At 66.1% G+C, this 25,152-nt stretch carries 23 protein-coding genes and 4 tRNA genes; 26 read left to right on the plus strand and 1 reads right to left on the minus strand.

The annotated features are described in order from the left end of the window. Window positions 1–116: 116 nt before the first annotated feature. From ABEU20_RS14765 to rplA, 12 genes are all read left to right on the plus strand, one after another. Window positions 117–202, plus strand: a tRNA-Tyr gene (locus ABEU20_RS14765). A gap of 204 nt (window positions 203–406) precedes the next feature. After that, window positions 407–1,903, plus strand: coding sequence for an aldehyde dehydrogenase (locus ABEU20_RS14770; RefSeq protein WP_420165171.1), 1,497 nt, complete (start codon window positions 407–409; stop codon window positions 1,901–1,903). Window positions 1,904–2,087: 184 nt separating this feature from the next. Then, window positions 2,088–2,160: transfer RNA gene (locus ABEU20_RS14775), tRNA-Thr, on the plus strand. 45 nt (window positions 2,161–2,205) lie between these two features. Continuing rightward, window positions 2,206–2,278: transfer RNA gene (locus tag ABEU20_RS14780), tRNA-Met, on the plus strand. A 63-nt stretch (window positions 2,279–2,341) separates the two neighbouring features. Beyond that, window positions 2,342–2,509, plus strand: coding sequence for a 50S ribosomal protein L33 (rpmG, locus tag ABEU20_RS14785; RefSeq protein WP_031937658.1), 168 nt, complete (start codon window positions 2,342–2,344; stop codon window positions 2,507–2,509). A 149-nt stretch (window positions 2,510–2,658) separates the two neighbouring features. Continuing rightward, the gene (gene hadA / locus ABEU20_RS14790; RefSeq protein ID WP_420165554.1) at window positions 2,659–3,144 is read left to right on the plus strand and encodes a (3R)-hydroxyacyl-ACP dehydratase subunit HadA; all 486 of its coding nucleotides are present in this window, start codon (window positions 2,659–2,661) and stop codon (window positions 3,142–3,144) included. Continuing rightward, window positions 3,131–3,556, plus strand: a complete 426-nt coding sequence (gene hadB, locus ABEU20_RS14795) for a (3R)-hydroxyacyl-ACP dehydratase subunit HadB (RefSeq protein WP_005518222.1) — start codon at window positions 3,131–3,133, stop codon at window positions 3,554–3,556. Before hadA ends, hadB begins: the two co-directional genes overlap by 14 nt. A gap of 165 nt (window positions 3,557–3,721) precedes the next feature. After that, a tRNA-Trp gene (locus ABEU20_RS14800) sits at window positions 3,722–3,794 on the plus strand. Between the two features lie 30 nt (window positions 3,795–3,824). Then, window positions 3,825–4,319 carry a preprotein translocase subunit SecE gene (gene secE, locus ABEU20_RS14805; RefSeq protein WP_420165172.1) on the plus strand — a complete coding sequence of 165 codons (495 nt, stop codon included), beginning with the start codon at window positions 3,825–3,827 and terminating at the stop codon, window positions 4,317–4,319. 60 nt (window positions 4,320–4,379) lie between these two features. Continuing rightward, window positions 4,380–5,177 carry a transcription termination/antitermination protein NusG gene (nusG, locus tag ABEU20_RS14810; protein WP_420165173.1) on the plus strand — a complete coding sequence of 266 codons (798 nt, stop codon included), beginning with the start codon at window positions 4,380–4,382 and terminating at the stop codon, window positions 5,175–5,177. 76 nt (window positions 5,178–5,253) lie between these two features. Next, complete coding sequence (gene rplK / locus ABEU20_RS14815; protein WP_005518227.1) at window positions 5,254–5,688, plus strand: 50S ribosomal protein L11; 435 nt, start codon at window positions 5,254–5,256, stop codon at window positions 5,686–5,688. Between the two features lie 129 nt (window positions 5,689–5,817). Beyond that, entirely contained in the window at window positions 5,818–6,531 is a 714-nt protein-coding gene (rplA, locus tag ABEU20_RS14820) for a 50S ribosomal protein L1 (RefSeq protein WP_420165174.1), read from the plus strand. A gap of 83 nt (window positions 6,532–6,614) precedes the next feature. On the opposite strand, the gene ABEU20_RS14825 is transcribed toward rplA, so the two are convergent. Continuing rightward, a complete protein-coding gene (locus ABEU20_RS14825; protein ID WP_420165175.1) occupies window positions 6,615–8,213 on the minus strand; it encodes an MFS transporter in 1,599 nt (532 codons plus the stop codon). A 415-nt stretch (window positions 8,214–8,628) separates the two neighbouring features. Between ABEU20_RS14825 and rplJ the strand changes: the two genes are divergently transcribed. The 14 genes from rplJ to rpoB all read left to right on the plus strand — a co-directional run bounded on the left by rplJ (window position 8,629) and on the right by rpoB (window position 25,135). Beyond that, the gene (gene rplJ / locus ABEU20_RS14830) at window positions 8,629–9,186 is read left to right on the plus strand and encodes a 50S ribosomal protein L10 (RefSeq protein ID WP_348604149.1); all 558 of its coding nucleotides are present in this window, start codon (window positions 8,629–8,631) and stop codon (window positions 9,184–9,186) included. Window positions 9,187–9,270: 84 nt separating this feature from the next. Continuing rightward, entirely contained in the window at window positions 9,271–9,657 is a 387-nt protein-coding gene (gene rplL, locus ABEU20_RS14835; protein ID WP_005518232.1) for a 50S ribosomal protein L7/L12, read from the plus strand. 230 nt (window positions 9,658–9,887) lie between these two features. Next, window positions 9,888–10,937: an ABC transporter ATP-binding protein gene (locus ABEU20_RS14840; protein WP_420165176.1), complete on the plus strand. Its 1,050-nt coding sequence runs from the start codon at window positions 9,888–9,890 to the stop codon at window positions 10,935–10,937. 11 nt (window positions 10,938–10,948) lie between these two features. After that, window positions 10,949–11,743: an MlaE family ABC transporter permease gene (locus tag ABEU20_RS14845; RefSeq protein ID WP_005518234.1), complete on the plus strand. Its 795-nt coding sequence runs from the start codon at window positions 10,949–10,951 to the stop codon at window positions 11,741–11,743. 4 nt (window positions 11,744–11,747) lie between these two features. After that, window positions 11,748–12,608 carry an MlaE family ABC transporter permease gene (locus ABEU20_RS14850; protein WP_005518236.1) on the plus strand — a complete coding sequence of 287 codons (861 nt, stop codon included), beginning with the start codon at window positions 11,748–11,750 and terminating at the stop codon, window positions 12,606–12,608. Continuing rightward, window positions 12,605–13,936 carry an MCE family protein gene (locus ABEU20_RS14855; protein ID WP_420165177.1) on the plus strand — a complete coding sequence of 444 codons (1,332 nt, stop codon included), beginning with the start codon at window positions 12,605–12,607 and terminating at the stop codon, window positions 13,934–13,936. Before ABEU20_RS14850 ends, ABEU20_RS14855 begins: the two co-directional genes overlap by 4 nt. A gap of 8 nt (window positions 13,937–13,944) precedes the next feature. Next, window positions 13,945–15,012, plus strand: coding sequence for an MCE family protein (locus tag ABEU20_RS14860; protein WP_420165555.1), 1,068 nt, complete (start codon window positions 13,945–13,947; stop codon window positions 15,010–15,012). Further along, window positions 15,009–16,004, plus strand: a complete 996-nt coding sequence (locus tag ABEU20_RS14865) for an MCE family protein (protein WP_420165178.1) — start codon at window positions 15,009–15,011, stop codon at window positions 16,002–16,004. Before ABEU20_RS14860 ends, ABEU20_RS14865 begins: the two co-directional genes overlap by 4 nt. A 1-nt stretch (window position 16,005) precedes the next feature. Continuing rightward, window positions 16,006–17,253, plus strand: a complete 1,248-nt coding sequence (locus tag ABEU20_RS14870; protein ID WP_420165179.1) for an MCE family protein — start codon at window positions 16,006–16,008, stop codon at window positions 17,251–17,253. Beyond that, complete coding sequence (locus ABEU20_RS14875) at window positions 17,250–18,503, plus strand: MCE family protein (RefSeq protein ID WP_420165180.1); 1,254 nt, start codon at window positions 17,250–17,252, stop codon at window positions 18,501–18,503. Before ABEU20_RS14870 ends, ABEU20_RS14875 begins: the two co-directional genes overlap by 4 nt. After that, the gene (locus ABEU20_RS14880) at window positions 18,503–19,753 is read left to right on the plus strand and encodes an MCE family protein (protein ID WP_420165181.1); all 1,251 of its coding nucleotides are present in this window, start codon (window positions 18,503–18,505) and stop codon (window positions 19,751–19,753) included. Before ABEU20_RS14875 ends, ABEU20_RS14880 begins: the two co-directional genes overlap by 1 nt. Window positions 19,754–19,793: 40 nt before the next feature. Further along, window positions 19,794–20,441, plus strand: coding sequence for a mammalian cell entry protein (locus ABEU20_RS14885; protein ID WP_420165182.1), 648 nt, complete (start codon window positions 19,794–19,796; stop codon window positions 20,439–20,441). Window positions 20,442–20,509: 68 nt separating this feature from the next. Continuing rightward, window positions 20,510–21,238 (plus strand): mammalian cell entry protein, encoded by a 729-nt coding sequence (locus ABEU20_RS14890; protein ID WP_420165183.1) that lies wholly within the window; start codon window positions 20,510–20,512, stop codon window positions 21,236–21,238. A gap of 390 nt (window positions 21,239–21,628) precedes the next feature. Beyond that, entirely contained in the window at window positions 21,629–25,135 is a 3,507-nt protein-coding gene (rpoB, locus tag ABEU20_RS14895) for a DNA-directed RNA polymerase subunit beta (protein ID WP_420165184.1), read from the plus strand. Window positions 25,136–25,152 lie beyond the last annotated feature (17 nt).

Raw genomic sequence — 25,152 nt, forward strand, 5'->3', positions numbered from 1 at the left:
TGCCTCGACGCTATCCGGTCTCTACCCCCCGTATCCACCCGGTTTGCGTATCCGGGGGGACTTCGATGTATTCTTCGATACGCGTCAGAGCGAGCAAGACACTCTGGGCGCAGCCTGGCAGATTGCCCGAGCGGCCAATGGGAGCGGACTGTAAATCCGTCGGCTTATGCCTACGTAGGTTCGAATCCTACATCTGCCACCAGCTCAGCCCCGGCCCTGAAAAGGGTCGGGGCTGAACTGCTTTCGGGGGTCGTATCCCTCCTTCCTCGGCCCGGCTCGCGAATGTGACCCATCCCACTCATCGAGACCGTGGGGTCTCTTCGACGCCGAGCCTGTCTAGCGTCCGATCCGAGTGGCGTCCGTCACAGGGCGGGTGCGCAAGACATGCGAAGGAGCCGATTCGGCGATGACAGGTCTGATCAACGCGAACGAGACGTCACCGAAGTTGCAGCACCCCGGCAAGCTGTTCATCGGCGGGCGCTGGGTGGAGCCGTCCACCTCGGGCCGGTTCGACGTCGTCAACCCCGCGACCGAGGAGGTCTTCCTCACCGTCGCCGAGGCCGACGCGCAGGACATGGCGCACGCCGTCGACGCCGCCCGTGACGCCTTCGACCGGGGGCCCTGGCCGCGGATGACCCACGCCGAGCGCGCGACCTACCTGCGGGCGATCGGCGCCGGCATCCGTGAGCGCAGCGCCGAACTCGGCGCCATCTGGACCAGCGAGATGGGCATCCTCGCGGCCGTCTCGTCCTACGCCTCCGCCGGTTCCGGCGACGTCTTCGACTACTACGCGGGCCTCGCCGACAGCTACCGCTGGGTCGAGGAACACCAGACGAGCTCGGGTCAGGGCGTCGGCCTGCTCGTTCGTGAACCGGTCGGCGTCGTCGCCGCGATCATCCCGTGGAACAGCCCCCTCGGCCTGCTCGCCAACAAGGTCGCGCCGGCGCTGCTCGCGGGCTGCACCGTCGTCGTCAAGGCATCCCCCGAAGCGCCTGGCGCCGTCTACGCGTTCGCGGAGATCGCCGAGGCCGCCGGGCTGCCCGCCGGCGTCGTCAACGTCGTCACCGCCGACCGCGAGGTGTCGGAACTGCTGGTGCGCAACCCCGGCATCGACAAGGTCGCGTTCACCGGTTCCACCGCGGCCGGTCGCCGGATCGCGTCCCTGTGCGGCGAGCGCATCGCCCGCTGCACGCTCGAACTCGGCGGCAAGTCCGCGGGCGTCATCCTCGACGACTACGACCTCGCGACCGCGGCGCAGTCCATCGCGACGTCCGCGCGGATCATGACCGGTCAGGTGTGTGCGTCGCTGACCCGCATCGTCGTCAGCCGCCACCGCCACGACGAGTTCGTCGACGCGCTCGGCGCCGCGATGTCCGCGATCCGGGTCGGCGACCCGTTCGATGCGGAGACCGAGATGGGCCCCCTCGCGATGGCCCGCCAGCTCGACAAGGTCGAGGGCCTCATCGCCAAGGGCTGCGAGGAGGGGGCCACACTGGTGACCGGCGGACGTCGGCCCGCGCACCTCGAGCGAGGCTTCTTCATCGAGCCCACCGTCTTCGGCAACGTCGACAACGACTCGACCATCGCCCGCGAGGAGATCTTCGGTCCCGTCGTCAGTGTCATCGCCGCCGACGACGAGAACCACGCCGTCGACATCGCGAACGACACCGTCTACGGACTCAACGCGTCGGTCTTCACGAACGACCTCGAACGAGCGTGGGCGGTCTCGCGGCAGTTGCGGTCCGGCACGGTCGGTCACAACAGCTTCAAGACCGACTTCGGGATCGCCTTCGGCGGCTTCAAGCAGTCCGGGATGGGGCGGGAGGGTGGTCTGGAGGGCCTCCAGCCGTACCTCGAGGCGAAGACCGTCCTGCTCGACGCGATGCCGCCGCGCTTGTCCTGACACGCGAGGGGTGGCGCGCGACGCGGTTCCGCGCCACCACCGGCGTGTCAACGCGCGGACGCTGTCCCGCAGGGCCGCCCGACGGGCCTGCATTACGCGCGCTGACCAGTCAATTTGTGTCTCGAGCGAAGGTCTGTGTAATCTTCTGGAGGCTTCAGCGCGCAGAGATGTGCGGGACAGCCACGCCCCCTTAGCTCAGTCGGCAGAGCGTTTCCATGGTAAGGAAAAGGTCGACGGTTCGATTCCGTCAGGGGGCTCGCTGGATTGTGGTGTCGCCGGCTTCGCGCGACACTCGACACCGAGGCGGTGTAGCTCAGTTGGTAGAGCAAACGACTCATAATCGTTGTGTCGCCGGTTCAAGTCCGGCCATCGCTACACAAGACGAATGATCCACCCTGATCTCTCCTTGATCAGATTCACGCGAAAGAAGGCGTCCCCGTGGCCTCCTCGACTGACGTTCGGCCGAAGATCACCTTGGCCTGTGAGGTGTGCAAGCACCGTAACTACATCACCAAGAAGAACCGCCGCAACGATCCCGATCGCCTCGAGCTGAAGAAGTTCTGCCCGAACTGCGGAACCCACCAGGCGCACCGCGAGTCCAAGTAGTTTCTCGGAGTCGGCGCTCGCGCGTTAGGTTCACTGTCAGACTGCCCTAACGAGGATTGCGTCCACAGGGCAGGCAGGTATTCGCTGTGACAGAGACAGTCGTGAGAGAGACCGAGGTGATCTCCGACCCCGCCGCGCACGCGGCCTCGATGGTCGGACATCACTACCGAGTGACCGATTTCTACGAGATCGGCCGGGAGAAGATCCGCGAGTATGCTCGCGCGGTACTCGACGATCACCCCGCTCATCACGACGAGGAGGGGGCGAAGGGTCTCGGTTACGACGGCCTCATCGCTCCTCCGACCTTCGTCTCGATCGTCGGCATGCTCGCTCAGCGCAAGCTGTTCGAAGAGGTCGTGACCGGTTACGACCTCAGCCAGATCATGCAGACTGATCAGCGGCTCGTGTTCCACCGGCCGCTGAAGGCGGGCGACCGGTTGATCTGCGACGTGTACCTGGAGTCGTTTCGCCAGGTCGCGGGCAGTGACATCATCGTCACCAAGAACGTCATCACGGACATCAACGGCGAACTGGTCCAGACCACCTGGACCACGCTCGTCGCGCGTTCCGGTGGTGAGGTCGACGAGAATATCGCGCACGCGGTCAAGGATGTGATGATGCATGTCGCTCCGTAGGTTCGAGGACGTCGCCGTCGGCGACGAACTGCCCGAGCGCGTCGTCACTCTGACCCGTGGAAATCTCGTCAACTACGCCGGCGTGTCGGGCGATCCCAACCCGATCCACTGGAGCGACCACGTGGCCCGACTGGCCGGCTTGCCGGACGTCGTGGCGCACGGCATGCTCACGATGGGTCTCGGTGGCGGGTTCGTCTCGTCCTGGCTCGGCGATCCGGGTGCTGTGACCGAATACAACGTTCGGTTCACCAGCCCGGTGTACGTGGCGGCCGACAAGGCCGCCGAAGTGGAGTTCACCGGCAAGATCAAGTCGGTGGACGCCGAAAGCAAGACCGCAGTAGTCGCGATCGTGGCGCGATCCGAGGGACGTAAGATCTTCGGACGGGCTACCGCAACGGTCCGTTTGGCCTGAGTGTCGGACGGATTGGGTTTGTTCCGGGGCTTTGAAGTACACTAGAGTTTCTGGGGTTACTCAGGCGCTGCGCGCTGCCCTACGGTGCTGTTGCAACAGCCCGCACGGGGTGGCGCGCATGTCATGTAAACCTGGATGGGTCGACCAGTTCGATCGGTCGTCCAAAGGGGCGTAGCTCAATTGGCAGAGCAGCGGTCTCCAAAACCGCAGGTTGCAGGTTCAAGTCCTGTCGCCCCTGCACCCGGACTGGCTACTGAGAGGAACGACGGTGAGCGACGAGCGCAACGACGGCACTCCCGGGTCCACGGACCCAGGCACCGTCGGCGATTCCGAAGCCGGCGAGACCTCTCGATCCGAGGCCGGACCCGATCGGGACGGATCCTCCGTTCCCGAGTCTTCGGACTCCGGATCCACGAGTGCTACTCCCTCGGGTAAGCCGAGCGGCAAGCGCGCCGCGCGTCGCAGCTCCACCGAAGAACAGCCCGCAAAGAAGGCTGTCGCCGCCTCCTCCGTGAAGTCTCCGGAGTCGAAGCCCGTCGCGAAGACGTCCAAGGCCGACAAGCCCCGCGGGGAAAACATCTTCAAGCGGATTCGTCGCTTCCTGCGGGAAGTTGTCGCCGAACTGCGCAAGGTCATCTGGCCCAATCGCAAGCAGATGATCACGTACACCAGTGTCGTGCTCGTGTTCGTCGCCTTCATGGTGACCTTCATCAGCCTTCTCGACATTGGGTTCGGCAAGGGCGTTTCCTGGTTGTTCGGCTAGCCGGGAACGTCCGACGGCGTTTCCCGAACGATGTGATTGACGAGAGGAAGAGTGCCTCCAGTGAGCACCCCCGAGAACGACTCTGACGAGGCCCTGGCCGAGGAGCGTGTTTCGGCCGAGGCGGTAACCGAAGACGGTGTGGCTGCCGACGACGCGGCTGTCGAGGACGACGCTGCCGTCGAGCAGGCCGAGGACGGTGCTGTGGCGGAGCAGGCTCCGGAGGTCGCCGAGGAAGAGGTCGATCCCGTAGCGGAGCTCAAGGCTGCGCTGCGCCGGGCCCCGGGCGACTGGTACGTCATCCACTCCTACGCCGGTTACGAGAACAAGGTCAAGACCAATCTCGAGACCCGTGTCCAGAACCTGGACGTCGGCGACTACATCTTCCAGGTGGAGGTTCCTACCGAAGAGGTCACCGAGATCAAGAACGGCCAGCGCAAGCAGGTCAACCGCAAGGTTCTGCCCGGCTACATCCTGGTCCGCATGGAGCTCAACGACGAGTCGTGGGGCGCGGTCCGGAACACCCCCGGTGTCACCGGTTTCGTCGGCGCCACCTCGCGCCCGTCGCCGCTGACGCTCAACGAGGTCGTGAAGTTCCTGATGCCGCAGCAGGGCCAGAAGAAGCCGGCCACCGCTGCTGCCGCTGCCGGCGACTCGGCCGCCTCGGCCGTCGCCAAGCCGGTCATCGAGGTCGACTTCGAGGTCGGCGAGTCGGTGACGGTGATGGACGGTCCGTTCGCGACCCTGCCGGCGAGCATCAGTGAGGTCAACGCCGAGCAGCAGAAGCTCAAGGTGCTGGTCTCGATCTTCGGTCGTGAGACCCCGGTCGAGCTGTCGTTCAACCAGGTCCAGAAGATCTAGCGGTCCCGAACCGGGTACCCACACAAACTTGCACGCAGTACGCAAGAAACACACCCAGTAAGAACAAGGAACGAAGATGCCCCCCAAGAAGAAGAAGCTCGCAGGGCTCATCAAGCTTCAGATCCAGGCTGGTCAGGCCAACCCTGCCCCGCCCGTGGGTCCGGCGCTCGGTCAGCACGGCGTCAACATCATGGAGTTCTGCAAGGCTTACAACGCGGCGACTGAGTCCCAGCGCGGCAACGTGATCCCTGTCGAGATCTCCGTCTACGAAGACCGGACCTTCGACTTCAAGCTGAAGACCCCGCCGGCCGCCAAGCTGCTGCTCAAGGCTGCTGGTGTCCAGAAGGGCTCCGGCGAGCCGCACAAGACCAAGGTCGCGACCGTGACCATGGATCAGGTGCGCGAGATCGCGAAGACCAAGCAGGAAGACCTCAACGCGAACGACATCGAGGCCGCGGCGAAGATCATCGCCGGCACCGCGCGTTCGATGGGTATCACCGTCGAGGGCTGAGTGCAGCGAAGCCCCGCAGTCACACTGCAGGGCTGATCCTCCACTGTGGGAGGGCCTGCCAGGCCCGCAACCACAACTGAACCATTCACCCGGGTCGAACGCCCAGGGTGAGAAGTAAGGACAGAAGAAATGGCAAAGCGCAGCAAGGCGTACCTCGCCGCCGCTGAGAAGATCGACGCGGACTCGCTCTACAGCCCCCTGCAGGCTGCGAAGCTGGCCAAGGAGACCTCGTCGAGCAAGATGGACGCGACCGTCGAGGTTGCCGTCCGTCTGGGCGTCGACCCCCGCAAGGCGGACCAGATGGTTCGCGGCACGGTCAACCTGCCGCACGGCACCGGTAAGACCGCCCGCGTCGTCGTCTTCGCCGTCGGTGAGAAGGCCGCCGAGGCCGAGGCCGCCGGTGCGGACGCCGTGGGCTCCGAGGACCTGATCGAGCGCATCCAGGGCGGTTGGACCGACTTCGACGCCGCGATCGCCACCCCGGATCAGATGGCCAAGGTCGGCCGCATCGCCCGCGTCCTCGGACCGCGTGGCCTGATGCCGAACCCGAAGACCGGCACCGTTACGCCGGACGTCGCGAAGGCTGTCGCCGACATCAAGGGCGGCAAGATCAACTTCCGCGTCGATAAGCAGGCCAACCTGCACTTCGTGATCGGCAAGGCGTCGTTCGACGAGGCCAAGCTGGTCGAGAACTACGGTGCGGCGTTGGACGAGATCCTGCGTGCGAAGCCGTCGTCGGCGAAGGGCCGCTACGTCAAGAAGGTCACGGTTTCGACCACCACCGGACCGGGCATCCCGGTGGATCCGAACCGTACCCGCAACCTCCTCGAGGACGGCGAGTAAGTCGCGACACCTCGCGACCTGATCGACATCGAAGGCCGGCACAGAGTTTTCTCTGTGCCGGCCTTCGGCGTTCTCGGGAGGGCTCAGGCGTCCCGGTCACGCCACGCGAGCATGGTCGCACGCCCATCGGCGGGGGCCCACGGAAGGAAGAGCGCGACGACGACGGCGCACAGCAGTACCGCGCCCGTCGCGACGAGCGAGGCCGCGTGCGCTCCCTCCAGGACCGCGGTCTTCATCGTGGTGATCAGTTGCTCGCGCTGGGGTTCGATCATCGTGGGGATGTCACGGTTCCGGATCTCGAGCACGCTGAGGATCGTGGCGCGCGCGAAGCTCTTCTCGTCCTCGTTCATGAGCGAGGCGGGAATGCTGTCGACCACCGGGGAGATCTTGCCGACGTAGTACGACGCGACGATCGATCCGAGAACGGCGACGCCCAGCGTGCCGCCCACTTCCCGCGTCGTGTCGTTGACGGCGGAGCCGGCGCCGGCCTCGTCGAGCGGTAGCGACGACATGATCGACTCGGTCGCCGGGCCCTGCACGATCGCCAGTCCGAGGGCCATCGACACCATCGACGGCAGCACGTCGAGAAGATAATTGCTGTCGACGTCGACCTGGCCGCCGAGGTACAGGCCCACGCCCGTCAGCAGGAGTCCGAAGACGAGCACAGCCGTCGTCCCGACGCGTTGCGCGAGCAGCGTTGCGATGGGGGCGCCCACCGCGACGGAGATCGCGAACGGCAGCGACGCGATGCCGAACTCGAGCGGCGTGTACTCGCGTACCCCTTGGAAGTACTGGGTGATGAGGAAGAGGAAACCGAACATCGAGAAGTAGGCGACGGCGATCGCGAGGGCGGGAAGTGAGAATCTCCGCACTCGGAACAACCGCATGTCGAGGATGGGCGAGTCGACACGGAATTCCCAGAGCACGAATCCTGCGAGGGCGACGAGCGACAGGGCGGCGGTTCCCAGGGTGACGGGGGACAGCCAGCCGTGCCGGGGAGCCTCGATGATCGCCCAGACCAGCCCGGTGATACCGACGACCGACGCCACGATGCCGGCCTTGTCGAGCCGGCCGGTCGATCCCGACCTGGACTCGGGAACGAGCAGCAGGGTCGCGACGAGCGCGACCAGCGCCACCGGGACGTTGATCCAGAACACCGCGTGCCACGAGAAGTGTTCGAGGAGCCAGCCACCCGAGACGGGGCCGATCGCGATGGCGAATCCCGCCATCGCCGTCCACGCCGCGATGGCCAGCGCCCTCTCCCTGACGTCGGTGAAGATGTTGATGATCAGAGCCAGTGTCGCGGGGAACACGGCCGCGGCGAACACGCCCATCGCGGCACGGGCAGCGATCACCTGCCCCAGGGAACCGGCGCAGGCTCCGAGGACGGACATCACCGCGACTCCGACGAGACCGATCGTCATGACGCGGCGACGACCGTACCGATCGCCGAGGTTGCCACACGCGAGCAGCAGGCCGGCAAAGGTCAGCGTGTAGGCGTCGACGACCCACTGCAGCCCGCTGACGTCGGTGCGCAACTGCACCCCGATCGACGGCAGGGCCACGTTGACGATCGTGTTGTCCAGGACGACGAGGAGCTCTGCCAGGCAGATCACCGCCAGAGCCAGGAATCTGCGCCGGCGGCCGAGCGCGGCGCCGGTGACGGGGGTCGTGAGTGTCATGGCCGAAACCTAGCCCACTACATGTAACTGTCGGTTACGTTCAAACCTGCGCCGTCGGACACGTTTTCAGAGGAAAGTGATCTGCCGCACAAACGGCAGTCGTGTGGACGATCTGTTTGCGTCCTGCGCCGCGCTTGGTTACTGTCTTCCATGGAGTTCGGTGCTAGATGCGAATTCCGCCCCGAAACATGTTCTGCCAAAGACCGTTGGTCACCGAAATCAGCAATGAGATCGGTTGAAGGTCCGGGATTGCCCGGCGGCCCACGCAGGAGGACGAGGTGGGGGATGTTTGTCTGCGCCCGGCCCCGGCCGGATGGATGGATCTCCTCGTGTACGCCCCGTGTGCCCTGCACCGGGGCGTTTTGCATGTCACGGCCCGAAGTGGAACAACGACTGTCACGAGAGGAGGCGAAGTATGGCAAAGCCTGAGAAGGTTTCTGCAGTTGCAGAGATCACCGAGCAGTTCAAGGACTCGTCCGCCGCCGTGATCACGGAATACCGTGGTCTGTCGGTCACGAGTCTGACGCAGCTGCGACGCGCTCTCGGAGAAGGTGCCACCTACTCCGTCGCCAAGAACACCCTGGTCAAGCGTGCCGCCGCTGAGGCGGGCGTCGAGGGACTTGACGACCTGTTCGTCGGACCGACCGCCATTGCATTCATCAAGGGCGAGCCGGTCGACGCTGCCAAGGCCATCAAGGCCTTCGCTAAGGACAACAAGGCACTCGTCATCAAGGGCGGGTACATGGACGGCGCTGCGCTGTCCGTGGATCAGGTCAACCAGATCGCGGACCTCGAGTCCCGCGAGATCCTGTTGGCCAAGCTCGCCGGCGCGATGAAGGGCAACTTGGCAAAGGCCGCCGGCCTGTTCAATGCTCCCGCTTCGCAGGTGGCCCGTCTGGCCGCCGCGCTGCAGGAGAAGAAGGCTGCGGAGGGTGGGGCCGCCGAGGCTCCCGCCGACGCCGCTGCCGAATAGCTGATCCGCACCTGCGCATCACAACCATCACCACCTGTCCGGTCGCGGATCGGCGACACAGGACTTAAGAGGAAGGACGCCACCATGGCGAAGCTCACCACCGAAGAGTTGCTGGACCAGTTCAAGGAGCTCACCCTGCTCGAGCTCTCGGAGTTCGTGAAGGCGTTCGAGGAGACCTTCGAGGTCACCGCTGCTGCTCCGGTCGCCGTCGCTGCTGCGGGCGCCCCGGCTGCCGCTGCCGACGCTGCCGAGGAGCAGGACGAGTTCGACGTCATCCTCGAGTCGGCCGGCGACAAGAAGATCCAGGTCATCAAGGTCGTCCGTGAGGTCGTCTCCGGCCTGGGCCTGAAGGAAGCCAAGGACCTCGTCGAGGGTGCTCCGAAGCCGATCCTGGAGAAGGTTGCCAAGGACGCGGCCGACGCCGCCAAGGAGAAGCTCGAGGCTGCCGGCGCGAAGATCACCGTCAAGTAAGACGAGTATTCGCGCTGCTTCCTGACGAAGCATCGAGAAAGAGGACCGTTCCCGTTGGGGGCGGTCCTCTTTCGCGGTCCCGGGCCGTTTCGAGGAATCGTCATCACAGGGTTGTAATCCTTACTTACTCGTGAGTAGGATTTGGTGTCACGGATAACACTTCGATGCGATAGAGTGACGCAACCCACAGTGGATCGCGCGGTGGGGGGACGTTCCTTACGCAGGAGGTAATGGTGGGAGTCGAGGTAGCAGTCGAAGGGCTCACAAAGTCTTTCGGCTCTCAGAAGATCTGGCAGGACGTGTCTCTCACGTTGCCTGCCGGAGAGGTGAGCGCACTGCTCGGGCCGTCGGGCACGGGTAAGTCCGTCTTCCTGAAGTCGCTGATCGGTCTGTTGCGCCCGGAAGAGGGCTCGATCGTCATCGACGGCACCGACATCCTCCAGTGCTCCTCGCGTGAGCTGTACGAGATCCGCAAGCTCTTCGGCGTGCTGTTCCAGGACGGCGCGCTGTTCGGGTCCATGAACCTGTACGACAACGTGGCCTTCCCGCTGCGCGAGCACACCAAGAAGTCCGAGTCCGAGATCCGCAGGATCGTCATGGAGAAGCTCGAGCTCAACGGCCTCGTCGGGGCCGAGGGCAAGCTGCCCGGCGAGATCTCGGGCGGAATGCGCAAGCGTGCCGGGCTCGCCCGCGCGCTCGTCCTCGACCCGCAGATCATCCTCGTCGACGAGCCCGACTCGGGTCTCGACCCGGTCCGCACCACGTACCTCAGCCAGCTGCTGATCGACATCAACGCGCAGATCGATGCGACGATCCTGATCGTGACGCACAACATCAACCTCGCGCGCACCGTGCCCGACAACCTCGGGATGCTGTTCCGGAAGCAGCTCGTGATGTTCGGGCCCCGCGAGGTGCTGCTCACCAGTGACGAGCCGGTCGTGCACCAGTTCCTGAACGGCAGCAAGATCGGTCCGATCGGCATGTCGGAGGAGAAGGACGAGGTGCAGATGGCGCAGGAGCAGGCCCTCGTCGACGCCGGTCACCATCACGGTGGCACCGACGATGTGTACGGCGTGGTTCCGCAGATGCAGGCCACCCCCGGTCTGCCCGTCCGCCAGGCGGTGGCGCGGCGGCAGGCCCGCGTGCGTGAGATCCTCCATACCCTGCCGGTCGAGGCACAGCAGGGCATCCTTGCAAGCATGAACGACGATGCTGCGACGCAGGTTATCCCGGTTTACGACGACGGCGGCTTCGAGCAGTCCTCGTTCGAGCGCGGGTAGGGGACCTGCGTATGGGGGGCACGAGAGCGTCGCTGATGAAGCCGGTCAACGGAGCGCTGACGCAGGCCGGCAACATCGTTCAATTGTTCGTCGACGTGGTTCGCAACACGTTCAAGCGGCCGTTCCAGTTCAAGGAGTTCATCGAACAGGCGTGGTTCATCGCGAGTGTGACGATCCTGCCGACCGCGCTCGTCGCGATTCCGTTCGGTGCGGTCGTGTCACTGCAGACCGGTTCGCTGATCAAACAGTTGGGCGCGGAGTCGTTCACGGGTGCCGCGAGTGTGCTCGCCGTGATCCAGCAGGGCAGTCCCATCGTGACAGCCCTGCTGATCGCGGGCGCCGCCGGTTCAGCGGTCACCGCCGATCTCGGTTCGCGGACCATCCGCGAGGAGATCGACGCGATGGAAGTTCTCGGGATCAATCCGGTGCAGCGGCTCGTCGTCCCCCGCGTGCTCGCCATGGTGCTGGTCGCGGTGCTCCTCAACGGACTCGTGTCCGTCGTCGGTATCGCCGGCGGCTACTTCTTCAACGTCATCCTCCAAGGCGGCACTCCCGGTGCCTACCTCGCGTCGTTCTCCGCGCTGGCCCAGCTGCCGGATCTCTACATCGCCGAGGTCAAGGCCGCGATCTTCGGCGTCATCGCCGGTGTGATCGCCGCGTACAAGGGGCTGACTCCCAAGGGCGGGCCGAAGGGTGTCGGCGAGGCCGTGAACCAGGCCGTGGTCATCACGTTCCTGGTCCTCTTCTTCGCAAACCTGATCCTGACCATGGTGTATCTCCAGATCGTTCCGGCGAAGGGGGCGTAACCCGATGACGATCGCCAGGGGGCGGGGCGACTATGCCCTGATGCGTGCGCGCCGATGGGCCCGCAAACCGCTCGACGTGCTCGACAATGCCGGCGAGCAGATGTCGTTCTACTCGCGCGCCATCGCGTGGACGCCGCGCACGCTCCGCCGCTACCGCAAGGAGATGCTGCGGCTGCTCGCGGAGGTCACCTTCGGTAGCGGCGCCCTCGCAGTCATCGGCGGCACCATCGGCGTCATCGTGATGATGTCCGGCTTCACCGGTGTCGTGGTCGGCCTCCAGGGCTTCGCGGCGCTCGATCAGCTGGGCAGCTCGGTCCTCACCGGCTTCCTGTCGGCGTACGTCAACACCCGCGAGATCGCACCGATCGTCGCCGCGCTGGCGCTTTCGGCCACGGTCGGTTGTGGCTTCACGGCCCAGCTCGGCGCGATGCGGATCTCCGAGGAGATCGACGCGCTCGAGGTCATGGCTGTGCCCAGCGTGCCGTTCCTCGTCACGACCCGCATGATTGCCGGGTTCGTGGCGGTGATTCCGCTCTACATCGTGGGTCTGCTCGCCGCGTACCTCGCCTCCCGCGTCGTGTCGACGGTGTTCAACGGTCAGTCGTCGGGCTCGTACGACCACTACTTCAACCTGTTCCTGCCGCCCGAGGACGTCTTGTGGTCCTTCGGCAAGGTGCTGGTCTTCGCGTTCGTGCTGATCCTCATCCACTGCTACTACGGTTTCCACGCGCGCGGCGGCCCGGCCGGAGTCGGTGTCGCGGTCGGCCACGCGGTGCGCACCGCCATCGTCACCATCGCCGTGCTCGACTTCTTCCTGAGCCTCGCGATCTGGGGTACCACGACCACGGTGCGGGTGGCCGGATGATCGAGTCGACGTCGAAGCTTCGTCGCAGGGTGCTGGGGGTCGCGTTCTTCCTGGTCCTCGCCTTGTTCCTGGGCGGAACCATCGCGAGCTACAACAAGACGTTCAAGCATGTGGTCAAGGTCGACCTGGTCACCGACACGGTCGGCAATGCGCTGCCGCGCAACGCCGACGTCAAGGTGCGCGGTCTGATCGTCGGTGAGGTGCGCGAGGCGTCGACCTCGAACGGCAAGGTCACCTCCGTCATGGCGATCGAACCCGACAAGGCCGATCTGATCCCGTCCAACACCACCGCTCGGCTACTGCCGAAGACGCTGTTCGGCGAGCGATACGTCGACCTGGTGATCCCGGAGAACCCGAGCCCCAACCCGATCGAGGCCGGCGGGACGATCTACCAGGACGAGAGCGGCAATGCGATCGAGCTCGGGAAGATGCTCGACGGCCTGCTGCCGCTGCTGCAGGCGATCCCGCCGGAGAGTCTCGCGTCGACGCTCGGTGCGCTGTCGCAGGCCCTCGACGGTCGCGGCGAGCAGCTCGGTGTGACGCTCGACCAGCTCGACACGATCTTCGCCGGCGTCAACACACGGATGCCCGACCTGCAGGCGGGGCTCCAGAGCTTCGCGACCTTCACCCAGACCTACTCGGACGCGGCGCCGGAGCTGGTGAACGCGCTCGACAGCCTGCGGACCACGAACGCGACGATCGTGCAGGAGCGCCCGTCCATCGACGCTCTCATCACGTCGGTCACGTCGACGAGCTCGAGCACTGCCGACCTGCTGACGACCAACCGGGAGTCGCTGATCTCCATCGCCGCCGATTCGCGGGAGGCGCTCGAAATCCTCGCACGCTTCTCCGGGACGTTCGGGTGCACGTTCGCCAACTTCGCCGACGTGATGGCGCGCTCCGGTGCGATCACGGGTGAGAACTCACCGAATCCGGGTGCGCGCGCCACGATCGAACTGGTCAATCCGCGCGGGCGGTACCTCCCCAACCAGGACGAGCCGCGACTGATCGACACCCGCGGGCCCCGCTGCTACGAACCGCCGCCGCTGGGCACCGACATCGGCCAGTACCCGGGCGGATCGATCCACGACGGCTCCTACCAGGTGCCGACGCGCAACGCGGGTGACCAGGACATTCCCGATCTTCCCGCCCCGCAGTACTCGGTGACGCCGGCGTCCACGGCGACGTTCGTGGGTTCGCCGCTCGAACGCGAGACCCTCGCCGTGGTGTACGGCGAGGCGACCGGGATCGCGCCTGATGACGTGCCCGGTTGGACGACCATGATCGGCGCGCCCGCGCTCCGTGGAAAAGAGGTGAGCGTCAAGTGAGGCGACAGTTGCGAGGGGTGGCTGCGCCGCTCACCAAACTGGTGATCTTCGCGCTCGTGACGATCCTCGCCACGGGAGCGCTCGCGCTCACGATCGCGAATTCGGGAGCCACGGGCGGCACCAAGTTCAGCGCCCGGTTCACCGACGTGACGTCGCTCAACAAGGGCGACGAGATCCGCATCGGGGGTGTGCGCGTCGGCCAGGTGACGAAGATCGAGATCGTCGACGACCGTGAAGCCCAGGTGGAGTTCGCGATCAGCGATCGCGACTGGCTGCCGGCGAGCACGACCGCGACCATCCGCTTCCGCAATCTGGTGGGCCAGCGGTACATCGCGCTCGAACAGGGGACCGGGCAGCAGGGCTACAAGATGAACGCGGGGGAGACCATCCCGCTGGACCGCACCAAGCCCGCGGTCAACCTCACGACCCTGTTCAACGGGTTCCGGCCGCTGTTCCAGACCCTCAGCGCCGACGACGTGAACAAGCTGTCGTACCAGATCATCCAGGTGTTCCAGGGGGAGGGCGGCACCATCGAGGAACTTGTGGCGAACACTGCCTCACTGACCAACACGATCGCCGACAAGGACAGGGTGATCGGCGATCTGATCACCAATCTCAACCGTGTCCTCGAGACGGTCAACAAGCGGGACGAGCAGGTCGATCAGTTGATCGTGAACACCGAACGGCTCGTCAGCGGGCTGTCGGCAGATCGCGGCGTGATCGGTCAGTCGGTGCAGTCGCTGTCCGACCTGACCAGCGCCACCGCGGATCTGCTGGTGCCGACGAGGCCCTCGATCCAGGGCTCGATCGCCGGCCTCAACACCGTCGCCGGGCACATCAACGAGCGGTCCGCCGACGTCAACCAGGTTCTGGCGAATCTGCCGGTGAAGATGGAGAAGCTGGGCCGCGCCGGCAGCTACGGCTCGTGGTTCCAGTTCTACCTGTGCGGCATCGACGTCGTCGCCGGTCCGGGTACCGCGCCGCAGCTCAACCTGCCCACCAACCTGCCCACGATCAACCAGCCGATCTACACCAACGCGGCGCCCCGCTGCTACGCGGACGGTGAGCAGCCATGACCAAGAGGCGCAATCCCGCGGTGACCGGTGCCCTGGGCATCGTCGTCATCCTGCTCGCGACCATGTCGGCGTTCTTCCTCGACAGCCTCCCGATCATCGGTGCGGGCAACCGCTACTCCGCGGAGTTCACGGAGGCCGCCGGTCTCAAGCCCGGCAACGAGGTACGCGTCGCAGGCGTCAAGGTCGGCAAGGTGTCGGGCGTCGATCTGGACGGCGACCGCGTGCTGGTCACGTTCCAGACCAAGGACGCGTGGATCGGCGACCAGACGACGGCGTCGATCCAGATCAAGACGATCCTCGGCCAGAAGTATCTCGCCCTCGATCCGCGCGGTACCGAGGTCCTCGACCCGGGCACCCGGATTCCGCTCGAACGGACGACGTCGCCGTACGACGTCATCGACGCCTTCAGCGATGCGGCCACGACCCTCGAGGACATCGACACCACACAGCTGGCGTCGAGCTTCGAGGTGCTGTCGCAGTCCTTCGCCGGCACGCCGGACGAGATCCGCGGCTCGCTCGACGGTGTCGCGCGACTGTCGGAGACGGTGGCCAAGCGCGACCAGGAGCTGAAGAAGCTGTTCGAGGCGACGAAGCAGACGTCCCAGATCCTCGCCGACCGCAACGATCAGTTCCAGAAGATCCTCGCGAACGGTGGCACCCTGCTGGCCGAGCTCAACACGAGGCAGCAGGCGATCGGGCAACTGCTCACCAGCACGCAGACCCTGTCCCGTGAGCTCACGGGACTAGTCGCGGACAACGAAGCGCAGATCACGCCGGCGCTGACGCAGTTGCAGGGCGTCGTAGACATCCTCAACGCCAATCAGCAGAACGTCAGCAAGGCTCTCGAGCTCGCCGCGCCGTTCTATCGGATCTACGCCAACGTGCTCGGCAACGGCCGCTGGTTCGACTCGGTCGTGACCAACCTGACCCCGCCCGGGCTGCCGGATATCCCCGGATATCGCGAGCCGCTGCGCACCTTGGAGGGGAACTGACATGAGCGAGGCACAGGCAGGTACCCGCAAGTGGATTCCGGTGGCCCTGATCGCTGCCGTCGCAGTCGTGGCTGTCGGAGTGCTGTGGTGGCTGTTCCAGAACGCCGGAACGACCAAGATCACCGCCTACTTCGACAAGTCGGTCGGCATCTACGAGGGCTCCGACGTCAGGGTGCTCGGCGTCAAGGTCGGCACCGTGAACTCGGTGGTGCCGCAGGGCGACCAGGTGCAGGTCACGATGACCGTGGACCGTGGCGTCGACATCCCGGCGGACGCGAAGGCGGCGCAGGTCACGCCTTCGGTGGTCTCCGACCGGTACATCCAGCTCACCCCCGTCTACTCGGGCGGCGAGAAGATGGCGAGTGACGCGACCATCCCGAGGGAGCGCACCGCGACGCCCGTCGAGGTCGACCAGCTCTACGCGAGCGTGACGGAGCTGTCCGAAGCGCTCGGCCCCAACGGCGCCAACAAGGACGGTGCGCTGTCGAATCTCGTCGACACCGCGGCCGCCAACCTGGACGGCAACGGCGATGCGCTGGGCAACACGTTCACGCAACTGTCGGCGGCGGCGCGGACGCTCTCCGACTCCCGGGCCGACATCTTCGACACCGTCAAGAACCTGCAGGTGTTCGTCAGCGCCCTCGCGGCGAACGACACCCAGGTGCGCGAGTTCAACACGCAGCTCGCGGACTTCAGCGGGTACCTGGCGGGGGAGAAGGAGAACCTGGGACTCGCGCTCAATCAGCTCTCGCTCGCCCTCGGCGACGTGGCCCGGTTCGTCGAGAACAACAGGGAACTGCTCCAGGGCAACATCGAGAGCCTCACCACGGTCACCCAGACCGTCTCCGATCAGCGGGACTCGCTCGCCGAGGCGCTCGTGACGATCCCGCTCGCGATCAGCAATCTCGTCAACACCCACGACGCCGAATCGGGCACGCTCCAGATGCGCGTCGATCTGCCCGATCTCCAGGATCCCTTCGGGTTGGGTTGCAAGCTCATCGACATCGCCAAGCTCAAGCCGGGCGATCCGGAGTTCGAGGCCCTGGGGCGGCAGATGAAGCCGCTGATCGACAACTGCAAGGTCGTCACCGACCAGTTGACGGCCGGTGTGAAGACTCCGACGCTCAATCTGCCGCTCGGGATCCTCAGCGGCGACAACCTGCAGCGCGGTGCCGTGCCCGGGACGGTCCCCGGAACCCCGTCGCCGCGGCTCGGTGGCGACACGCAACTGCAGGGGGGCACGCCGTGAAGCATCTTCGGAAAACGGCCGCAGCCGCGGCAGGCGCGTGCGTCGTCGCGTTGACCGTCAGCGCGTGCGGTTCGGACGGCATCTACTCGATTCCACTGCCCGGCGGCGCGGACATCGGCAGCGATCCGATGCACGTCAAGATCGAGTTCGACGACGTCCTGGACCTGGTGCCGCAGTCGACGGTCAAAGTCGACGGTGTGCCGGTCGGCCGCGTCGAGAACATCTCGGTGGCCGACGACGGTTGGACCGCGCAGGTGGAGACACTGGTCAACCGGTCGGTGGATCTGCCGGCCAACGCGGTCGCCGAGGTCCAGCAGTCGAACCTGCTCGGTGAGAAGTTCATCGCGATCTCGGCCCCGCCGCAGAACGCGTCGACGGCCCGGTTGGCGAGCGGCGCCACCATTCCGGTGGACCGCACCCGGCACGCCACCGACATCGAGCAGGTGCTGGGCGCGTTGTCGCTGCTGCTCAACGGTGGCGGCGTGGCTCAGTTGCAGCCGATCGTGTCCGAGCTGGAGATGGCACTCGACGGCCGCGAGACGAAGGTTCGTGGTCTGCTCGAACAGGCGAACACCCTGATCGCCGGTCTCGAGGAGCAGCGTGACTCGATCACCCGGGCCCTCGACGGCCTCGACACGCTGAGCGGTCGGGTGGCGGACCAGACGGGCAAGCTCGAGAAGATCCTCGACGAATTGCCCGAGGGCGTGGCGATCCTGTCCGAGCAGCGTCCGCAGTTGGTGCAGATGCTCGGCCAGGTCGATCGGCTCGGTCAGGTCGGGTCGGACGTCATCAACCGCTCCAAGGACGATCTGATCGCGGACCTGCGTGCGCTGCGCCCGACGCTGCAGGAACTCGGTGTGGCGACACCCGACATCATCACGTCTCTGCCGTTGGTGCCGACGTTCCCGTTCCCGGACTCGATCATCCCGTCGATCCACGGTGGCCAGGCGAACGTGTTCTTGTCGATCGACCTCCAGATCGGCGACACCCTGTCGAACCTGGGCGTGGGCAAACCGGACCCGGTGTACTACCCGCCGAAGTACGGTCCGCCGGTTCCGGTGAATCCCGACAACCCGTACTACAACGGCAACGGTCCGCGGCCGGGCTGGCCGACGGTGTCGATCCTGCCGATCCCTCCGATCGTGCCCAATCCGGTCCCGGAGCCGGGAACCGCGCCGGTGTCGGCGCCGTCGAATGCTCCGGTCAACCCGTTCGATGCGGTCCTGAAGCAGCTGGGGGTGGGTGAGTAATGGTCTCGCGTCTGGCCAAGTGGCAGTTGGTGGCGTTCATCGTCGTGGCGGTGCTCGGTATCGGGTACGTCGGCGCCAAGTACGTCCGGCTCGACACACTGCTGGGATTCGGCGAATACCAGGTCGATGCCAAGTTCGCGCACTCCGGTGGCATCTTCACCAACGCCGAGGTCACCTACCGCGGCGTTCCGGTGGGGCGGGTCGGCGACCTCACGTTGACCGAGGACGGCGTATCCGTGGCGCTCATGATCGACGACGGAGCTCCGCAGATTCCGGCGTCGGCGAAGGCCGTCGTGGCGAATCGTTCGGCGATCGGTGAGCAGTACGTCGATCTGCAGCCCGACACCGACCAGGGCCCGTTCCTCACCGACGGCTCGGTGATCCTCGAAAAGAACACGGCGACGCCGATTCCGGTCGAGGACCTGATCGGCAGCGTCGACCGGCTGGCCCGGTCGGTGCCGACGGACTCGCTGCACACAGCCGTCGTGGAACTCGGCAAGGCGTTCACCGGTAAGGGCGGGGACCTGCAGGTCCTCGTCGATTCGCTGGGCCGGTTCACCGAAACGGCGAACGAGGCGCTTCCCGAGACGCTGGCGTTGATCAGCGACGGCCGGACGGTGTTCGACACCCAGGCCGATCAGGCGGATGCGATCCGCACGTTCAGTGACGGGCTCGACCAGATCACCGCCCAGTTGAAGTCCAGCGATCCGGACGTTCGCCGGCTGATCGGCACCGGCAAGGACACCACGGACACGGTCGGCAAGCTCGTCGCCAACAGCGGTGACGCCCTCACGGCGAATCTCACCAACCTCACGACGACCCTGACGCGGATCTCGCCGACGTTCATCGCGCTGCAACCGTTCTTCCAGTTCCTGCCGGCGCTGTCCGCGGGCGCGTCGGCGGTCGCACCGGGCGACGGCACCATCCACTTCGGCCTGGTGCTCGAGACCAACAACCCGGTGCCGTGCACGCAGGGCTACGAGGGCACGCAGGAGATCCTCGCGCAGATGAAGGCCGAGAATCCGAACTTCGACGACACCGTGGACAACTTCCCGTTCAACGCGAACGCCCGGTGCACCGTCGAGCAGGGCAACCCGACGGGTGTGCGCAGCGCCGAGCGGATCGTCTACGCCGACCCGGAGACGCCGCAGCCGTGGGACAGCACGCCCAAGACCGACCCGGACAAGCTGAACCTCAACCCGATCGCCACCCAGATCGCCACCCTGATGGGCGTCGTGCCGGTCCGGTAGCCTTCGGCAAGCATTCGTTACCCGAGAGTAAGGTTGCCGTGTGACGGACACCACCAAGAACAACAACACGCTCGTCGCGGCCACGGTCGCGGTGTGTGTGCTCCTCGTCGGTGCGCTCGCGGCTGCGGTGTGGTTCGGCTACGGATGGGCGCATGCCGCGCTGTCGGAGAAACCGGCCGCCGATGCCCGCGAGTCGGCACTCGCCGACGCCCGGCAGGCCGCGATCAGTCTCAACTCGTTCGACGCCGCGAACCTGGACAAGTCGTTCGCCGACATCGAGTCGTCCATCACCGGTGGTCTGGTCGACGACCTGAACACGACGCGCGACCAGCTGGCGCAGCAGACTCGGCAGACGGGCGCGCGCAGTGAGTCCGAGGTGCTGGGAGCGTCGCTGACCTCGCTCAACACCGACGACGGCATCGCCGACGCGATCGTCGTGCTCGCCACCACGACGTCGTGGCCCAACGAGACGTCGCGCAAGGTGCGTGTCACGATGCGGCTGACGATGGAGGAGGGCGACGACGGCATCTGGCGGGCGTCCAAGTCCGTCAATCTCGGCAATGCGGCCGTGCTCGAGGAGTCGCCCGCGGCCCCCGCCCAGGACCCCGCGGCCCCCGCCCAGGACCCCGCGGCACCCGCGCCGGATCCCGCGGCGCCCGCTCCCGAGTCGGACGCCGGCGGCCGGTAGCCGCCCCCAGTCTCATGCACATCCCGGGCGGTATCGATCGCACCGCCCGGCGGAAGGAGTTCCCCGTCATGCCTCCCATTCGCCGCACCACCAAGCCCGCGTCGTCCGCTCGGCGCCCCAAGGTCGCCGGTACGGGCAGCGGGCGGCCGGGTAGCGACGTTCGACCGGCCACCGTCGACGCCGTCTCGGACGCCGACGGTCCGACGGCGGTCGGGGTGGCGCTCGTCGACGAGGCGCGCCCTACCGCGCCGATCTCGGCTCCGGGGGCCGAGGAGCCCGGCACCAGCGCCGGTGCGTCGCGATTCGGCGGCCCACGTGCGCGGCTCGTGGCGGTTCTCGGGGCGGTGGCGGTCGTGCTGGCCGTGTTCGCCGTGATCGCCGCGTTCAGGCCCGGTGCGGATGTCGCGAACACCGCGTACGTCGACGGCGGTGGCACCGCTGAGGTGACGGAGGCGGCGCGGTCCGCCCTGAACACGCTGTACACCTACAGCCCCGACACGATCGACGAGTATCCGGACCGGGCCCGCGGCGTGCTCACCGACACCATGCGCGGCGAGTTCGACAAGACGATCGATCCCACCGTGGCGGCGGTGAAGCAGGGCGGGACGGCCACGACCGTTCAGGTGACCGACGTCGGTGTGAAGGTTCTGGACGGTGACCGGGCCGAACTGATCACGAACGTGACGGTCAGTGCGGAGTCCAACGGGGTCGCACAGGACAGTGCGTCGGGCCCGTTGATCGTTCGGATGGAAAAAGTGGGCGGCGTGTGGCTATTGTCTGATATCGCGGATCAGTAGTCCGGCCTCCACAGCCTCGGTCAGCGCCTGCTGTGGCCGGCGATTCGCACGCACCACCCGCGCGGACGGTCCGTGATCGAATCGCCGGGACTCAGGCTTGACGCGGCGATGATCTCGCGTCACTCTATCCGTGAACATTCACGCGTCTCACACGCGCGCAGCACCCCGACGGGTGTCCTTTCTGCTGCCCGACTCGACATCTATTGGGTTTGGGTGTACTTTTGGACGTTGCGCTGGCTGCCTCCTGTCCACCTCTCGACCTCACTGCGGCGAAGTGATTCGCTTCCTGCTCCTGTGGCGAGGCTTCGTTCGGGTTGTGACCAGCGAATTCGCCCCACATGAAGAAGCAGATACAGCGGCGGTCGCACCAGCAAGAGCGGCCCGCGTGAGGTGCTGGAAGGACGCATCTTGGCAGTCTCTAGCCAGACCAAGGCAGTTGCCGGAATCCCCGGAGCCCCCCGAAGGGTTTCGTTCGCGAAGATTCGCGAACCCCTCGAGGTCCCAGGGCTCCTCGATCTACAGACTGATTCGTTCGAGTGGTTGGTCGGCTCGCCGAGTTGGCGCGAGCGTGCGGCCGCACGCCGCGACGGAGCGGTAACGGGTGGTCTCGAAGAGATCCTGGCCGAGCTCTCGCCCATCGAGGACTTCTCCGGGTCGATGTCGCTGTCCTTCTCGGACCCGCGCTTCGACGAGGTGAAGGCCTCGGTCGACGAGTGCAAAGACAAGGACATGACCTACGCGGCGCCGTTGTTCGTCACCGCGGAGTTCATCAACAACAACACCGGTGAGATCAAGAGCCAGACGGTCTTCATGGGTGATTTCCCGATGATGACCGACAAGGGCACATTCATCATCAACGGCACCGAGCGTGTCGTCGTGTCGCAGCTGGTCCGTTCGCCGGGCGTGTACTTCGACGAGTCCATCGACAAGAGCACCGAGAAGACCCTGCACAGCGTCAAGGTCATCCCGGGCCGTGGCGCGTGGCTCGAGTTCGACGTCGACAAGCGCGACACCGTCGGTGTCCGCATCGACCGCAAGCGCCGCCAGCCGGTCACGACGCTGCTCAAGGCGCTCGGCATGACCGACGAGGAGATCCGCGAGCGGTTCGGTTTCTCGGAGATCATGATGGCCACCCTGGAGAAGGATCCGGCCAAGAACACCGACGAGGCCCTGCTCGACATCTACCGCAAGCTGCGTCCGGGCGAGCCGCCGACCAAGGAGAGCGCGCAGACGCTCCTGGAGAACCTGTTCTTCAAGGACAAGCGCTACGACCTCGCTCGCGTGGGCCGCTACAAGATCAACAAGAAGCTGGGTCTGAACACGGGCCTGCCGATCGAGGCGTCGACCCTCACCGAGGAAGACATCGTCGCGACGATCGAGTACCTCGTGCACCTGCACGCCGGTGACACCGTGATGACCGCTCCCGGCGGCGTCGAGGTGCCCGTCGAGGTCGACGACATCGACCACTTCGGCAACCGTCGTCTGCGCACGGTGGGCGAGCTCATCCAGAACCAGATCCGCGTGGGCCTGTCCCGCATGGAGCGTGTCGTCCGTGAGCGCATGACGACTCAGGACGTCGAGGCGATCACGCCGCAGACCCTGATCAACATCCGCCCGGTCGTCGCCGCGATCAAGGAGTTCTTCGGAACCTCCCAGCTGTCGCAGTTCATGGACCAGAACAACCCGCTGTCGGGTCTGACCCACAAGCGTCGCCTGTCGGCGCTGGGCCCCGGCGGTCTGTCCCGTGAGCGCGCGGGCCTCGAGGTCCGCGACGTCCACCCGTCGCACTACGGCCGTATGTGCCCGATCGAGACCCCCGAGGGCCCGAACATCGGTCTGATCGGTTCGCTCTCGGTGTACGCACGGGTCAACCCGTTCGGTTTCATCGAGACCCCGTACCGCAAGGTCGAGAACGGCCAGGTCACCGACCAGGTCGACTACCTGACCGCGGACGAGGAGGACCGCCACGTCGTGGCGCAGGCCAACTCGCCGGTCGACACGTCGGGCCGCTTCGCCGAGGACCGCGTTCTGGTCCGTCGTAAGGGTGGCGAGGTCGAGTTCGTCTCGTCCTCGGACGTCGACTACATGGACGTCTCGCCGCGCCAGATGGTCTCGGTCGCGACCGCGATGATTCCGTTCCTCGAGCACGACGACGCCAACCGTGCCCTCATGGGCGCGAACATGCAGCGTCAGGCGGTTCCGCTGGTGCGCAGTGAGTCGCCGCTGGTCGGTACCGGTATGGAGCTGCGCGCCGCGGTCGACGCCGGCGACGTCATCGTCACCGAGAAGACCGGCGTGGTCGAAGAGGTCTCCTCGGACTACGTCACGGTCATGGCCGACGACGGCAGCCGCACCACGTACCGCCTGCGCAAGTTCGCGCGCTCCAACCAGGGCACGTGCGCCAACCAGCGTCCGATCGTGGACGAGGGCCAGCGGGTCGAGTCGGGCCAGGTCCTGGCCGACGGCCCCTGCACCGAGAACGGTGAGATGGCGCTCGGAAAGAACCTGCTCGTGGCGATCATGCCGTGGGAGGGCCACAACTACGAGGACGCGATCATCCTGTCGCAGCGCCTCGTGGAGGAGGACGTTCTCACCTCGATCCACATCGAGGAGCACGAGATCGACGCCCGCGACACCAAGCTCGGTGCCGAGGAGATCACCCGGGACATCCCGAACGTCTCGGACGAGGTCCTCGCCGATCTCGACGAGCGCGGCATCATCCGTATCGGTGCCGAGGTCCGCGACGGCGACGTCCTGGTCGGCAAGGTCACCCCGAAGGGCGAGACCGAGCTGACCCCGGAGGAGCGCCTGCTGCGCGCGATCTTCGGCGAGAAGGCCCGCGAGGTCCGCGACACGTCGCTCAAGGTGCCCCACGGTGAGTCCGGCAAGGTCATCGGTATCCGCGTGTTCTCGCGCGAGGACGACGACGATCTGCCTCCGGGCGTCAACGAGCTGGTCCGCGTCTACGTTGCCCAGAAGCGCAAGATCCAGGACGGCGACAAGCTCGCCGGCCGCCACGGCAACAAGGGCGTCATCGGCAAGATCCTCCCGCAGGAGGACATGCCGTTCCTGCCCGACGGCACTCCGGTCGACATCATCCTGAACACCCACGGTGTTCCGCGTCGTATGAACATCGGTCAGGTTCTCGAGACGCACCTCGGCTGGATCGGCAAGACCGGCTGGAACGTGCAGATCGCGGGTGACGGTTCGCGTCCCGACTGGGCGGCGACGCTGCCCGAGGAGATGCTGTCCGCACCGGCCGACTCGAACATCGCCACCCCGGTGTTCGACGGTGCCAAGGAGGACGAGCTCACGGGTCTGCTGGGGTCGACCCTGCCGAACCGTGACGGCGAGCGCATGGTGGGCCCGGACGGCAAGGCGACGTTGTTCGACGGTCGCTCCGGCGAGCCGTTCCCGTACCCGGTGTCGGTCGGCTACATGTACATCATCAAGCTGCACCACCTGGTCGACGACAAGATCCACGCGCGTTCGACCGGCCCGTACTCGATGATCACCCAGCAGCCGCTCGGCGGTAAGGCCCAGTTCGGTGGCCAGCGCTTCGGTGAGATGGAGTGCTGGGCGATGCAGGCGTACGGCGCCGCCTACACCCTGCAGGAGCTGCTGACCATCAAGTCGGACGACGTGGTCGGTCGCGTGAAGGTGTACGAGGCCATCGTCAAGGGCGAGAACATCCCCGAGCCGGGCATCCCCGAGTCCTTCAAGGTGCTCCTCAAGGAGCTCCAGTCGCTGTGCCTCAACGTGGAGGTGCTGTCCTCGGACGGCGCAGCCATCGCGATGGCCGACGGCGACGACGAGGACCTCGAGCGTGCCGCCGCGAACCTGGGCATCAACCTGTCCCGGAACGAGGCCGCGACCGTGGACGATCTCGCGAATTAGTTTTCGGTCCCCGGGCC

It is taken from the genome of Rhodococcus parequi (assembly GCF_046042785.1).
In the GTDB taxonomy this organism is placed as follows: Bacteria; Actinomycetota; Actinomycetes; order Mycobacteriales; family Mycobacteriaceae; genus Prescottella; species Prescottella parequi.

Bases quoted from the DNA above. Each gene is read 5' to 3' on its own strand.
- ABEU20_RS14770 (WP_420165171.1), top strand. From the start codon at position 407: ATGACAGGTCTGATCAACGCGAACGAGACGTCACCGAAGTTGCAGCAC.
- hadA (WP_420165554.1), top strand. From the start codon at position 2,659: ATGGTCGGACATCACTACCGAGTGACCGATTTCTACGAGATCGGCCGG.
- hadB (WP_005518222.1), top strand. From the start codon at position 3,131: ATGTCGCTCCGTAGGTTCGAGGACGTCGCCGTCGGCGACGAACTGCCC.
- rplK (WP_005518227.1), top strand. From the start codon at position 5,254: ATGCCCCCCAAGAAGAAGAAGCTCGCAGGGCTCATCAAGCTTCAGATC.
- rplA (WP_420165174.1), top strand. From the start codon at position 5,818: ATGGCAAAGCGCAGCAAGGCGTACCTCGCCGCCGCTGAGAAGATCGAC.
- ABEU20_RS14825 (WP_420165175.1), bottom strand. From the start codon at position 8,213: ATGACACTCACGACCCCCGTCACCGGCGCCGCGCTCGGCCGCCGGCGC.
- rplJ (WP_348604149.1), top strand. From the start codon at position 8,629: ATGGCAAAGCCTGAGAAGGTTTCTGCAGTTGCAGAGATCACCGAGCAG.
- rplL (WP_005518232.1), top strand. From the start codon at position 9,271: ATGGCGAAGCTCACCACCGAAGAGTTGCTGGACCAGTTCAAGGAGCTC.
- ABEU20_RS14840 (WP_420165176.1), top strand. From the start codon at position 9,888: ATGGTGGGAGTCGAGGTAGCAGTCGAAGGGCTCACAAAGTCTTTCGGC.
- ABEU20_RS14845 (WP_005518234.1), top strand. From the start codon at position 10,949: ATGGGGGGCACGAGAGCGTCGCTGATGAAGCCGGTCAACGGAGCGCTG.
- ABEU20_RS14850 (WP_005518236.1), top strand. From the start codon at position 11,748: ATGACGATCGCCAGGGGGCGGGGCGACTATGCCCTGATGCGTGCGCGC.
- ABEU20_RS14855 (WP_420165177.1), top strand. From the start codon at position 12,605: ATGATCGAGTCGACGTCGAAGCTTCGTCGCAGGGTGCTGGGGGTCGCG.
- ABEU20_RS14865 (WP_420165178.1), top strand. From the start codon at position 15,009: ATGACCAAGAGGCGCAATCCCGCGGTGACCGGTGCCCTGGGCATCGTC.
- ABEU20_RS14870 (WP_420165179.1), top strand. From the start codon at position 16,006: ATGAGCGAGGCACAGGCAGGTACCCGCAAGTGGATTCCGGTGGCCCTG.
- ABEU20_RS14880 (WP_420165181.1), top strand. From the start codon at position 18,503: ATGGTCTCGCGTCTGGCCAAGTGGCAGTTGGTGGCGTTCATCGTCGTG.
- ABEU20_RS14890 (WP_420165183.1), top strand. From the start codon at position 20,510: ATGCCTCCCATTCGCCGCACCACCAAGCCCGCGTCGTCCGCTCGGCGC.